This is a genomic window from Bifidobacterium apri (assembly GCF_009299485.1).
GTDB classification, from domain to species: Bacteria; Actinomycetota; Actinomycetes; order Actinomycetales; family Bifidobacteriaceae; genus Bifidobacterium; species Bifidobacterium apri.
Window position 1 is genome coordinate 28,615 of record NZ_WBSO01000005.1, and the last position, 13,196, is coordinate 41,810.

The window sequence follows — 13,196 nt, forward strand, 5'->3', positions numbered from 1 at the left end:
GCAATTATCGTTCATGCCCGACAGCTTCCCGGCACTGCGCGGGTCGCTGTCACCATCGTTTCACCATATGTCGCCGCCGACGCGAACACGCCGTGATGGCATGGCATATATGCGAAGACGTTGTACGACGAATGCCGGTCTCCCGGTCGCCGTACAACGTCCCGCAATCAAGCCCTGCACGTCCCGCACGCTGTCACGTGCGAATCAGGGCCTTCCGCATGATGTGTCACGTCATCCGCTGTCGCGCTGTTTGCGTTGTTTGCACTGTATCAGCGTCATTTCGCGGATTCCTTGCCGCGTTCCACGGCACGAAGCACCAGCTTGCGCAATTCGGATGCGACCAGCACGATGGCGGCCAATCCGACGCATTCCAGCCAAGCGCCGCCGCTGAGCGGGGTGGTGCCGAAAGCCGTGTTGAGGAACGGCAGGTAAATCACCGCAAGCTGCAGAACGATGGACAGTGCGATAGCGCCCCACAGCCAGCCGTTGGAGAACAGGCCGACGAACGCGGATTGGCGCGCCGAGCGCGAGGCGAGCGCGTTGAACAGCTGCGCGAACACCAGGATGGTGAAGCCCATCGTGCGCGCCTCCACCATCTGCGCGTCATGCCCGATGGCGTTGACGGAACGGTCGGTGAACAAGCCGCCGGACAAATGCATATCCATGCCGATCAGTGTGACCGCTGCCATGATGACGCCGATGAACACGATGTCACCCCACATGGAGCGGTCAATCACCCGGTCGGTGAGCTTGCGCGGCTTGCGGTTCATCACGTCCTCGGTCTGCGGGTCGACGCCCATCGCAAGCGCCGGCGCGGCATCCGTGAGCAGGTTGATCCACAACAGTTGTGTCGCCAGCAGCGGCACGGTGACACCCGCTGAACCCGGCTGGGTGATGCCGAGGAAACCGGCAAGGACCACGCCGAAGAACACGGTGAACACCTCACCGACGTTCGAACTGAGCAGGTAGCGCAAGAACTTGCGTATGTTGTCGAAGATGCCACGACCTTCGCGCACGGCCGCCACGATGGTCGAGAAGTTGTCGTCCGCCAGAATCATCTTGGCGGATTCTTTGGTCACTTCGGTGCCGGTGATGCCCATCGCCACGCCGATATCCGCGGTCTTGACCGCAGGGGCGTCGTTGACGCCGTCGCCGGTCATCGCCACGATATTGCCTTGCCGTTGCAGGGAGTCGACAATCTTGAGCTTGTGCTCCGGGGCGACGCGCGCGTACACGGACACTTCGGATGTCGCCTTGTCGAAGGCCTGCTGGTCCATGGCGTCGAGCTGGTCGCCGGTCAGGGCTTTGCCGCCGTTGTCGATGATGCCGAGATCGGTGGCGATACGCGCGGCAGTCAGCGGATGGTCGCCGGTAATCATGACCGTGCGAATACCCGCGCGGTGCGCTTCGGCGACACTATCGCGTACTTCGGTGCGTGGCGGGTCGATGATACCGACCATACCGGTCCAAATCATGTCACGTTCCAGTGCATCGCTCTGGTCGGCGATATCAAGCACTTCGCCGGCCGCATTGGAAATCATGCCCGGAACATCCGCGATGGAAGCCGTATCAAGCGGACGGTAAGCCTCGCCGAGTGTGCGGTAAGCCTCGTTCGACAGCCGTTCGACCTGATGCAGGATTTCCTGCCGGTCGCCTTCGGTGATTGGCCGTACTGCGCCGCCTACGGCGATTCTTGTGCAGTATGCGAGCAGCACATCCGGAGCGCCTTTGGCGAATATGGTGAGTTTGCCGGAATCTGCATTGTCTTTGGCAACAACAGACATGCGCTTGCGCTCCGAAGTGAACGGCACTTCGCCGACCCGCTGGAAGTTCTCGAAGCGGCGATCGGTTTTCGTTTTACGCGCCGCGACGATCAACGACACTTCGGTCGGATCGCCCACGATGTCCCACGTACCCGGCTTGTCGCCCTCACGCAGTTCGCCATCGTTCGCCATGGCTCCGGCGCCCAAGGTGGCGTAAACCTCAGCACGGATGTCTGCCGGTACCTCCAAGTCGCCGTCGGCGGCTCCGACCGTGACCATCCTGCCTTCAGGGGCGTACCCTGTGCCGGTCAACTGCACTTCGCCACTCGGCGTGACCACGCGTTCGACGGTCATCTCGTTGCGTGTGAGGGTGCCGGTTTTGTCGGAGCAAATCACCGAAGCCGAGCCGAGCGTTTCGACGGACGACAGCTTCTTGACAATCGCATGATGCTTGGCCATGCGCTGGACGCCAAGCGCCAGCACCACGGTGAGAATTGCGGCGAGGCCTTCGGGCACTGCGGCGACCGCAAGCGAGACCGCAAGCAGCAGGGATTCGATGATGTCATCGACACTGTGGAAACCTTCCATCAGTGCAAGCGCAGCCAGAACCACTGCGGCGATTATGCACACGGCGATGCCCAGCACCTTGGAGACGTGCGCCATTTCCTTCTGCAGCGGGGTTTGCTCGTCTTCGGTCTGCGACAGCATGTCCGCGATCTTGCCGACCTGCGTGTCCATGCCTGTACCGGTGACGATTGCGCGACCGGTGCCTTGCGTGACGGATGTGCCGTTGAACACCATGTTCATGCGATCGCCCAAAGCTTTGGCGCTGTCAAGCGTTTCAGGTTTCTTGGCGACCGGCACGGATTCTCCGGTCAGGCTTGCCTCCGCAATGCGCAGGGATGCCGCAGCGAGCAGCCTGCCGTCCGCGGACACGGAATCGCCTTCGCCCAGGATGAGAATATCGCCCGGCACGATGTCAGCGGTATCGATACGCATGACTTGGCCGTCACGCAGCACCGAGGTCTGCGGGGCAGTCATGCTGGCGAGCGCCGCCACCGCCTGCTCCGCCTTCGCTTCCTGCACGTAGCCGAGAACCGCGTTGATGATGAGGATCAGCACGATGACGATCGCGTCGAACGGGAGCGCTTCGGTGGATGAGCCGGGTTGCGCGTTCGCCCGTTCGATGAACCAGGCGACCAGTGATATGGCCGTGGCAACGAGCAGCAGGTAGACCAGCGGGTCGCGGAACTGGGCAAGGAACTTTTTCCATTTGGGCACCGGGGGTGCGCTGGCCAGTTGGTTGGGGCCGAACTGTTCCTTGCGACGTTTCGCCTCCTGCGTGCTCAGCCCGACGGCGGGATCGACATGCAGCGCTTTGGCGACATCCGACGCGTCGGTGAGCGACGGGTCGGTGTCAAATATGGCGGATGCATGTCGCTCGCCGGTATCTGCCGGTTGAGCTTGGGGGGCATGGGATGGGGATTGATCGAGCTGGTGATCAACCATGATGGTCTCCTCAGTCAGCCGCGGAGTAGTCAGCCCTTGTGCCGCTGCATCTGATGACGATACCGGCACGGCAAGGCTGCGCGGTTATGGGCGCCGGGCGATTGCCTGCGACGCATTACTCGTATTTTACAAAACCACCCCCTACTGCAGCGTTCACGAAACGCTGAAATCCCCGATTCCCCGGCGACACTCCGCCTTTGGCCGCCGCCGCTGCAACCGCCGATTGCTCCATCGCCCATGAGATAATGGACGGTATGGCTAATAAGAAAGGCCCGACCAAAGGTTCGGGCGGCAAACATCGTAACGCGCTTCGGGGCAAAGGACCGACTCCGAAGGCCGAGAACCGCGTCTATCACAAGGCATATAAGGCGAAGCAGGCGGCGGACCGCCGCAAGGCCGCCGATCCGCGTCTCGCCGCACGTCGCCGGGCGGCAAAGTACACCTCCGACGGCGCCGATCTGGTCATCGGACGCAACTCCGTTCTCGAGGCGCTTCGCGTCGGCGTGCCGAGCACCCAGTTGTATATCGCTTCGCATATCGAGCACGATGACCGCACACGCGAAATCATCAAGATCGCCACCGCGCAAGGGCTTCACTTGCTGGAGGCCGATCGCTTGGAAATGGATCATATCGCGCATTCCGGCAATCATCAGGGCATCATTCTCAAGGTGCAGCCCTACGAGTACGCGTCGCTGCGTGATCTCGCCGACAAGGCGGAGACACGCGCGAAAGCCATGGAGCAGGTCGATTCCGCGGCAATACGTCTTTCGGCCCGCCCGTTGTTCATCACCCTTGACGGTGTGACCGACCCGCAGAATCTTGGCGCTGTGATTCGTTCCGCGGCAGCGTTCGGCGCGAACGGTGTGATTCTGCCCGAGCGTCGTTCCGCTTCTGTCACCGCGGCGGCTTGGAAGGTGTCCGCGGGCGCTGCGGCCCATCTGCCGGTTGCGCGCGTGGTCAACCTGACCAAGGCAATTGAGGCGTTGAAAGAGCGCGGATATTACGTTGTCGGGCTTGACGGCGGCGGAGATGCGCTTGTCGGTGAAACCGGGTTTGAAACCGATCCGCTCGTCGTTGTGCTCGGTTCCGAAGGCAAGGGCATCAGCCGGCTTGTGCGGGAATCGTGTGATGCCATCGCCGGCATCCCGATTGACAGCCAGGTCGAATCGTTGAACGCCTCGGTCGCCGCTGGTATCAGCCTGTACGCAGTGGCGCGCGCCCGTCGTGAGGCCGCACAACAGCAGGCGCAAGCGGCTGCCAAGTAACCAACAGCCAACCGCACAGCTCCCATACACAAACTGGTTACGCTGGGAAGGGTCCCAGCGTAACCAGTTTGTGTATGGCGTGCGACGGTATCAGGGTCGGGGGCGGCTCAGGCTGATCTCAGCCAGTTCCGCCCATCAGTTCCGCATGTCAGTGGCTCCAGACGGCGGCATCGGGGTCGTCCTCGGGATTGTACCCGTCGCCGTCCGTGTCTTGATCGCTGCGAACTGAGTCATCGGCATAGGTGAATTCGTCGTCGATGACGCCAGAATCGGCGTCCGCGTTGATATCCTTCATCGCCTTCTTGTCGAGCTTGTACTGGGGAAGCACATTCTTGACATAGCTTTGCACCGCTTCCGCCATTGGAATGTCATGTCCGGCATTTTCGGCAAGGAACCAGCGGTGGTCCAACACTTCGTGGAAGAACTGCGCCGGCTCAATCTGCGAACGGTACTCTTCCGGAATCATGCGCACGGTCGGCTCGTAGACGTCCCGCATCCAATCGGTCGCCACCACTTCAAGATCCTCGTTTTGGCGCCATGATGATGCGCGGTACGTATCGAGATCGTTCAACAGGCGACGGGCCTGGTTTTCTTGCACGTCAAGGCCGGTCAGACGCATCAGCTTGCGAGACGCGTATCCGGCATCGACCACGCGCGGCCGCACGAGGACATGCGTGCCGTCCGCGGCGGTTTTCACCTCGAGCTCGTCCACGTCGAAGCCGAGTTCGTTGAGCTTGTTGACACGTTTCTCGATCTTCCACATTTCGTCGGGGTTGAACGTATCGACATCGGTGAGCGCACTCCACAGGGAATGATAACGGTCGACCAGCCGGTTGCCGACTTCGACCTCGTCCACATCTCCCGGGAGCAGTTTGCCGGAGCTCAAATCCATGAGTTCGCCGATGATATTCGTTCGTGCCAGATCGATATCGTATTCGCGCTGGCCTTCGGTCAGGTTCGCGTGCAAATCACCGGTTTCGGCGTCCACCAGGAATGCGGAATACGCGTCGGCGTCCTGGAGGAACAGCACGTTTGACAACGAGACATCGCCCCAGTAGAAGCCGGCGAGATGCAAACGGACCATCAGCACGGCAAGCGCGTCGATGAGCCGCTCCGCGGTGTCGGTCCGCAGATTCCGTGCGAACAATGCGCGGTACGGCAGCGAGTATTTCAGATGCTCGGTCACAAGCATCGCTTCAAGCGGATTGCCGTCCTTGTCGTGACGCCCGGTGACGACGGCGATCGGCGTAACCGTGGGCAAATCAAGCTTGCGCAGACGCCGGAGCAACTCATACTCCCGTTCCGCGACGCTCCGTGTGATTTCCTTCATCGCGTAGACGTCAGTGCCGACGCGCACGAACCGCACCACGTGCCTGGAGATGCCTCGCGGCAAGTTCACGAGCAGATTATCGGGCCATGTGGCCAGCGGCTGGTTCCACGGCAGCGTGAACATCTTCGGGTTCGAACTTGCCGCCGTGATCTTCAGCGCTTCTGGTTCTTTTGACTCGGTGGAATCATCCTCCGCGTTGACGGATGTCGCATTCACTGCGCGCGGGTCAAGCTGTGACTGGTCATTCGTTTCCATGCTCTTCATGCTACCCTTTCCAACAGAAAAGCCCCGCAGCAATGCGGGGCTTTTCCAACGAGGCCGAAAGAGAGGAAGAGAAGCCTCGCGTTAATGGTTGACGGAATCGCTTCCGTCAAGTTCCTAGTTCAGACGCAGCTCAGTGGACGGCGCGAACAGGTGCATCTTCGATGGGTCGATCTTGATCTTGACGACCTCGCCGACGCGCGGAAGCACGCGCGGGTTCACGCGAATCGTGGTGAGCTTGTTCTGATCGGACATCAGCGTGGTGGCTTCGGCAACCGAGCCATCGGTGATGATGTTGCCGTAGATGTAGCCGTCAGAGCCGAGATCCTCGACGTTGACGACCTTGAGCGAGAATGCGTTCGACTCGTTCGGAGCTGCCAGGGAGCCATCTTCCGGACGGAAGCCGACAACGATCTTGCCGCCGTCTTCCGGGGTGAGCTTGTTCACGGCCTCTGCCGGCAGATCGAGCGTATCGTCGCCGATCTTCGCCTTGCCGTTGACCACCGGGTGGGTGTTCAGGTTCATCGACGGGGAGCCGATGAAGCCGGCCACGAAGACGTTCGCCGGGCGATCATACAGCTCGGTCGGAGCGCCGACCTGCTGCAGCTTGCCGAGCTTGATGACGGCGATGCGGTCGCCCATCGTCAGAGCTTCGGTCTGGTCGTGCGTCACGTACAGGGTGGTGACACCGAGCTGACGCTGCAGAGCTGCGATCTGCGTACGGGTCTGCACACGGAGCTTCGCGTCCAAGTTGGACAGCGGCTCATCCATGAGGAAGACCTTCGGTTCACGAACGATTGCACGGCCCATGGCGACACGCTGACGCTGACCACCGGACAGAGCCTTCGGCTTGCGGTCGAGGAACTCGGTGAGGTCGAGGATCTCAGCGGCCTTCTCGACGCGCTTGCGAATCTCTTCCTTCGGGGTGCCGGCGATCTTCAGGGCGAAGCCCATGTTGTCGGCGACGGTCATGTGCGGGTACAGCGCGTAGTTCTGGAACACCATTGCGATGTCGCGATCCTTCGGCTGCATGGTAGTGACGTCCTTGCCACCGATGAAGATGCGACCCTTGTTGACTTCCTCGAGGCCGGCGAGCATACGCAACGTTGTGGACTTGCCGCAGCCAGACGGGCCGACGAGCACGAGGAACTCGCCATCCTTGATATCAAGATTGAGATCATCAACCGAGGGCTTGTCGTTGCCCGGGTAGATACGCGTGACGTGGTCGAATACGACTTCTGCCATAATGTCATCCTTTCAGAGGCAGGTACGTGCCTCACGATCCGTAGTGAGAGGGTTTAGTGCGTTCACTCGTAGTATCCGGCGTCGGAAACTGCAAGCTTCGGCGTTTACTTGTTCCGGTCCATTGAAGGTTCTCTTCTTTGAGCCAAGCTCCACTATACACGAGGATTTGACATTGGCAAGGGTGTGTCGTTTGACGTGTTGTGCCAAGCCGAAAATCGGGTACTTTTGCGAGCGCTTCTGACGGACGGAAAAACCCGGCGTATACGCCCGCCAATTCTTTATAGCCTGCGGATAACATCGCCCTCGCAACGGCGGCCGACCTGATAATGTGGAACCATATACCACCGAATTTTGCGGGTTCGTTGCGACATCGGCTCCGCATTGCCGCAACGAGCCCGCATACAACGCACGATGCACAGGGAGGCAGCTCCATGCGAACGATCCGCGTCGGCGTAGTCGAAGACGACACATCGGCCTGCCAGCAGGTCATCGACTATCTCAACCGGTACCAGCGCGAACAGAATGTCGAATTCGCGGTCTCCGTTTTCAGTGACGGCGAAGAAATCGTCGAACATTACAAGCCCGTGTACGACATTCTGCTGCTTGATATCGAGATGAAACGCATGGACGGCATGGAAGCCGCCCGGAGAATCAGACAGGTCGACGATGACGTGGTCATCGTGTTCATCACCGCCGCACCCCAGTACGCCATCAGCGGGTACAAGGTGCGGGCGCTGTCCTACCTACTCAAACCCGTCCCCTGGTTCGCGTTCAGCCAGGAGATGAAACGTTGCATCGGCATGGTCCGCCGGCGTTCGGAGGATTCGCTGCTTGTCGATGCGGGCGCGCAGAAACTCCGTCTCAGCCTCAATGACGTGGTGTACATCGAATCCATGCGGCATACGATCATCATTCATACGTTGAACGAAAAGCTGTCCATCAGCAGTACGCTCAAGGAACTCGAGGAACAGCTGTCGGGACAGGGCTTCTACCGTTCGAACTCCTGCTACCTCGTCAATATGCGTCACGTCACGGGCGTTGACGGCCAGGATTGCGTGATGAGTTCCGGCGAACGGCTGCGCATCAGCCGACCACGGAAGAAAAGCTTCCTCATCGCGCTGGCAGATTATTTCGCGGGCACGGCCACGCCAGACGAACGGTGAGGGCGAATGCACGATATCAACTCCATCACCAACGCCCTGCCCGACATTCCGCGCCTGTACACGGCCATCTGCGAATGGCTGGCATGTCTGGTCTACGTCACCGTCATCGACCGGCGCGCCCCACGCACGCGCAGCATCGCGGTGATCGCCGCCGGTCTGCCCGCCATGATCGCCATCCAATACTTCGACGGCGTCATGCCGATGTGGTTCTGGATTTTCGGCATGATTCTCGCTTTCTCGGTGATGTATCTCATCGTGCTGTTCGCAGCCGGCACCGGCAAACGCGAAGGACTGTATGTCACGGCACGCGCGTTCGTGCTCGCAGAACTTGTGGCGTCGCTGCATTGGCAAATCACCACGTTCCTCATGCGCGGGAACGCGCCACGGTACGGCAGCGTCCGCGACGTGGCGGATATCGTCACCCTGTGCGTCATCTACGGTTCCTGCTTCGCACTCGCATGGCTGCTGGAACGCAACAATTTCAGCCGCACCGAACCGCTTGAGCCGACACGTTCCACCACCATCGCGACCATCGCAATCACTGTGGTCACGTTCGCAATGAGCAACCTGAGTTTCGTATCGACCAACACACCCTTCTCCGGCAGCGTCGGCCAAGAGGTGTTCTACATTCGTACACTCGTGGACTTCTGCGGTTTCGCGATTCTCTACGCTCAGCAGGAACAGGCGAGACGAGCCGCGGCGAACGCCGAACTCGCTTCCATCAACGCGCAGCTGCGCAGCCAGCACCAGGAATATCTGCAATCCAAAGAGAATCTGGAATCACTGGGACGAATCGCCCATGATCTGAAGCACCAAATCACGGCGCTGCGGGCGGAAGTCGACCCCGAGCATGTGGCGCAAGGCTTCGAACAGCTTGAACATTCCGTGCAGCAATACAGTGTGCAGCAGCAGACCGGCAATCCCGTGTTGGATGTCATTCTCACCAGCAAAAGCCGGGTCTGCGTGGATCACGGCATCACCTTCACCGCGGTCGCAGACGGCAAGCTCCTGACCGGCATGAGTTCGATGGATATCGCCACGCTGTTCGGCAACGCCATCGACAACGCTATCGAAGCGACCAGCCGCATCAAGGACCCGCAGCAACGCCTGATCAAACTCGCGCTGTTCTCACGGCAGCAGTTCATCGTCATCCGCGTTGAGAACCATTACGAAGGCGATCTGCGCACCGACGCCACCGGCAATCTGCAAACGTCGAAGCGCGATCGCGCCTCACACGGTTTCGGCGTCAAATCGATCAGGCATATCGCCGAACAATACAACGGAGAAATGAGCATTACCGCGAAAGACCACTGGTTCACTCTGACCGTGCTGCTTCCGCGGGATGCGAACGTCACGGCATGATCTGTCCGCCTGCCGGCCTGCGGGAAACGGGCAAACGGATAGCAACGAGCGGAAACCACCGGGCACGAGAACAGGCGCAAAGACAAGCAGGGAACGGGTGACCAAGCCCGCAAGATAGAGGAGAGCCCGCCCGGCAACAGCGTGCCGGACGGGCGTCAAGGAGAGAAGAAGAGAGCGAATTCGCTTACTTGCCCGCCTCCTTGCCGGTATCACCATGCTTCGGCATGATCCAGAACTTCAGCAGCGGATAGCTGACGATGACGGCGAGCAAGGTGTTGACCACCGCAGCAATCGTCGCAGCGAGGCCTGCAGCCATGCCCCAGCCTTCGCACAATGACGTGATATGGCCCGGCAGCGTGAGGTTGACGACCACGATGATCACGGCGAGGATCGCATACTTCCAAGCGGCATTGGCGAAGCTGGCGTCCGACTTGAACACCCACTTCATCTGCACGATGAAGTTCACCACCTGAGCAAGCACTTCGGCGAACAGGAAGGTCAGGAACCCGCCGAGACCATTGGCTCCCTTGCCGGTGTAGTCGAAAATCAGGAAGCTGAACGGCTGCGTCAAACCAAGCCACGAGACGAATACCGCCGTGCCAATCCATGTGACCACAATGCGGGTAATCGTCGAAATATTCGACAGCACATTGAACAGGATGAACTCCCAGATATTCGGATGCGCGTCGATCCATCGGCCGATGGGCCCGCGCTCACGCTGCTTCTTGCCCGGCCGAGTCTGACCCTCGGCAGGCATCTGCCGCGCTTCGGCGGTTGTGGTGTGATCAGTCATGATTGAGCTCCTTTGCTATGCGTTTGTTGGCTGATTTATTGCGGAAGAATCCTGAGATGAACGATCCGATGCCTCGGAAGGTGTGTCCGTTGGCGATGGTCACGACGGCCTGCACCATCGCCGCATCCACCATGCCGCCAGTCATCTTGCACATCGCGCGTGGCGGCATGTTGAGCAGGAACAGCGTATTGAGGTCCGGAGAACCGGTTTTGCGCCGAATGTTCTCCTCGCGCGATTCCAGCTTCCTGGCGATAAACCGGGCGAATGCGCTCTTGGAATCCTTCCACGAGAGAATCGGGTCGTTCATATCGAATACGACGGTTTTTCCGGGCGCCAGGACCTCATGGCCGAACAGCGCCGCCATCTGCGCATCCGTCACATCCTTAACATGGCCGGTGAGATACGCGCCAAGCGCCAGATTCGGGGCGACCGGATCGACATCTCCTTGAATCGTGGCGGTGATCTCCAACGCGATGTCATGCGCGTCCTCACCCACCATCAGCGTCCAATCGCCGCCCTCAACATGCCAGCCTTGGGAGGCGACGTCATAATGCCGGAACGTGTAGCGGTCGAAATCAATGCGGACCGTCGTGCGCTCATGGGCGCCAAGCGACACCTTCGCGAAGCCCTTGAGCTCGTGGTCCGGGCGCAAGACACCGTTCTCGGGGCCGCGCACATACAGTTGCGCGACCGTCGCCCCCGGCGTATCCGACGTGTTCTCCACTGTGAAGGTCACGCCGTTGTCGTCGGCGTGCAAATCACTGTATGCGAAACGCGAGTAGCTCAAACCGAATCCGAAGGGGAAGCGGACCGGCACACCGGCGGTCTCGTAATACCGGTAGCCGACGAACGGGCCTTCGCGGTAGATGGCGTCGCGTCCGGGCGCCGGATACCAGCCGGAAGTCGGGTCATCTTCGGCATGCAACGGCCAGGTTTGGGCGAGATGCCCGGACGGATTGACTTCACCGGTGAGTACGCGCACCGCGGCAGAAGCCCCCGCCTGGCCGGACAGGCCGATGTACAGCAGCGCCGAGACCGCGTCGAACCATGGGATTTCGACCGGAGCGCCGGCGACAAGCACGGCTACAACCGGTTTGCCGGTCGCGACGAGCGCATCCATGAGTTTGTTCTGCGCCGATGGAATCGCCATCGTGGAGCGGTCCAGGCCTTCCGATTCGCTGCGTTCATCAAGGCCCACCACGGCGATAACCGCATCGACGTCATCGCGCGAGGCCAAAGCAACCGCATCCTCCAGCAATGCCCGGTTGTCCTGCCCCTGACGTTCATAGCCCTGCTCGTAACCGATGACCTGCACGTCCCGGCAGGACGAGAGTTCGTCAAGTATGTTCTCTTCGCGCGTCGCATGGACTTTGGAAGATCCAGAGCCTTGGAATCGCGGGGTTTTCGCCATATCACCGATGACCGCGAGCCGTGCGCCCCGGCGAAGCGGCAGCACCGCGTCCGCGCCGACAGCTGCCGGCTTCGCACCGTTCTTGAGCAGGACAGCCGACTGTTCCGCAACCGTCCGCGCCACCGCATGATGCGCAGCGATATTTTCCTCGCTGAGCAGGTCGTCTCGCCCGACTCCAGTGATAACAGTGTTGCGGGCGATATCGGCGACTTCTTTCGCACGCAGATTCAAATCGGCTTCCGACAGCGTGCCCGCCTTGACCGCGGCGACCAATTCACGCACAGACGTGTATCCCGGCGACGGCATTTCCAGCGAACCGCCGGCTTTGACCGCGGCGACCGCGGAGTTCGAACCGCCCCAATCGGAGACGACCATGCCGCGGAAACCCCATTCGTCGCGCAGGATGTCGCGCAGCAGATGAGGGTTTTCATGTGCATAGACGCCGTTGACCCGGTTGTACGAGCTCATGATCGCCAGTGGGTGCGCTTCGCGTACTGCGATTTCAAAACCCGTCAGGTACACTTCGCGCATAGTGCGTTCGTCGATTACGGAATTGGAAGCCTGACGACGCAGCTCTTGGCTGTTGACCGCGAAATGCTTGGGGCATGCGGCGATGCCGTTGCTTTGGATGCCCCGGATCAGGCCGGCTGCCATGCGCCCGGCGACTTGCGGATCCTCGGTATAGTATTCGAAATTGCGCCCGCATAACGGGTTGCGCTTGATATTCATGCCCGGCCCGAGCAGGACATTGACACCCAGGTCGTGTGCTTCGGCACCCAGCGCCTCGCCCATCGTCTGTGCGAGGGCGGGATCCCAAGAGTTCGCGACCGTCCCTGCGGTCGGGAAACAGGTGGCTGGCTTGGATTCGCCGAGTCCCAGGTGGTCGCCTGAGCCGAGCTGGCGACGCACGCCGTGGGGTCCGTCGCTCATCACGAAGCTCGGTATTCCTGCGCGTTCGTTGCCGCGAGAGTCCCATTCCGAACCGCCGGAAAGCATCGCCGCTTTTTCGGTGGTTGAACAATCTTCAAGATTCATGTTGCTCCCTGCCTTGTATCTACGTCATGCTGCTGCGCGTGACGTATCGGTATATTCTG

General features: G+C 60.5%; 8 protein-coding genes. 3 read left to right on the forward strand and 5 right to left on the reverse strand.

Annotated features, from left to right (window positions below; translation table 11 throughout):
- Positions 1-275: 275 nt before the first annotated feature.
- Complete coding sequence (locus DSM100238_RS04790) at positions 276-3,272, reverse strand: cation-translocating P-type ATPase (protein ID WP_167511043.1); 2,997 nt, start codon at positions 3,270-3,272, stop codon at positions 276-278.
- Between the two features lie 254 nt (positions 3,273-3,526).
- Here DSM100238_RS04790 and rlmB point away from each other — a divergent pair, with 254 nt between their 5' ends.
- Positions 3,527-4,537: a 23S rRNA (guanosine(2251)-2'-O)-methyltransferase RlmB gene (gene rlmB, locus DSM100238_RS04795; protein WP_152355564.1), complete on the forward strand. Its 1,011-nt coding sequence runs from the start codon at positions 3,527-3,529 to the stop codon at positions 4,535-4,537.
- A gap of 148 nt (positions 4,538-4,685) precedes the next feature.
- Here the strand turns inward: rlmB and DSM100238_RS04800 are convergent, their stop codons facing one another.
- Together DSM100238_RS04800 and DSM100238_RS04805 are read right to left on the reverse strand one after the other, a co-directional pair.
- Positions 4,686-6,122, reverse strand: coding sequence for a DUF4032 domain-containing protein (locus DSM100238_RS04800; RefSeq protein WP_152355624.1), 1,437 nt, complete (start codon positions 6,120-6,122; stop codon positions 4,686-4,688).
- 123 nt (positions 6,123-6,245) lie between these two features.
- On the reverse strand, positions 6,246-7,373 hold the full coding sequence (locus DSM100238_RS04805) for an ABC transporter ATP-binding protein (RefSeq protein WP_152355565.1): 1,128 nt from the start codon (positions 7,371-7,373) through the stop codon (positions 6,246-6,248).
- Between the two features lie 431 nt (positions 7,374-7,804).
- Between DSM100238_RS04805 and DSM100238_RS04810 the strand changes: the two genes are divergently transcribed.
- A complete protein-coding gene (locus DSM100238_RS04810; protein ID WP_152355566.1) occupies positions 7,805-8,536 on the forward strand; it encodes a LytR/AlgR family response regulator transcription factor in 732 nt (243 codons plus the stop codon).
- Between the two features lie 6 nt (positions 8,537-8,542).
- Positions 8,543-9,898, forward strand: coding sequence for a GHKL domain-containing protein (locus DSM100238_RS04815; protein ID WP_152355567.1), 1,356 nt, complete (start codon positions 8,543-8,545; stop codon positions 9,896-9,898).
- A gap of 184 nt (positions 9,899-10,082) precedes the next feature.
- Here DSM100238_RS04815 and DSM100238_RS04820 read toward each other — a convergent pair whose 3' ends face one another.
- Together DSM100238_RS04820 and DSM100238_RS04825 are read right to left on the reverse strand one after the other, a co-directional pair.
- Positions 10,083-10,655 (reverse strand): GtrA family protein, encoded by a 573-nt coding sequence (locus tag DSM100238_RS04820; RefSeq protein WP_152355625.1) that lies wholly within the window; start codon positions 10,653-10,655, stop codon positions 10,083-10,085.
- A gap of 28 nt (positions 10,656-10,683) precedes the next feature.
- Entirely contained in the window at positions 10,684-13,137 is a 2,454-nt protein-coding gene (locus DSM100238_RS04825) for a glycoside hydrolase family 3 C-terminal domain-containing protein (RefSeq protein ID WP_152355568.1), read from the reverse strand.
- Positions 13,138-13,196 lie beyond the last annotated feature (59 nt).

Coding starts and splice junctions, on each gene's coding strand:
- DSM100238_RS04790 (WP_167511043.1), bottom strand. CDS start 3,272: ATGGTTGATCACCAGCTCGATCAATCCCCATCCCATGCCCCCCAAGCT.
- DSM100238_RS04805 (WP_152355565.1), bottom strand. CDS start 7,373: ATGGCAGAAGTCGTATTCGACCACGTCACGCGTATCTACCCGGGCAAC.
- DSM100238_RS04800 (WP_152355624.1), bottom strand. CDS start 6,122: ATGGAAACGAATGACCAGTCACAGCTTGACCCGCGCGCAGTGAATGCG.
- DSM100238_RS04825 (WP_152355568.1), bottom strand. CDS start 13,137: ATGAATCTTGAAGATTGTTCAACCACCGAAAAAGCGGCGATGCTTTCC.
- DSM100238_RS04810 (WP_152355566.1), top strand. CDS start 7,805: ATGCGAACGATCCGCGTCGGCGTAGTCGAAGACGACACATCGGCCTGC.
- DSM100238_RS04815 (WP_152355567.1), top strand. CDS start 8,543: ATGCACGATATCAACTCCATCACCAACGCCCTGCCCGACATTCCGCGC.
- rlmB (WP_152355564.1), top strand. CDS start 3,527: ATGGCTAATAAGAAAGGCCCGACCAAAGGTTCGGGCGGCAAACATCGT.
- DSM100238_RS04820 (WP_152355625.1), bottom strand. CDS start 10,655: ATGCCTGCCGAGGGTCAGACTCGGCCGGGCAAGAAGCAGCGTGAGCGC.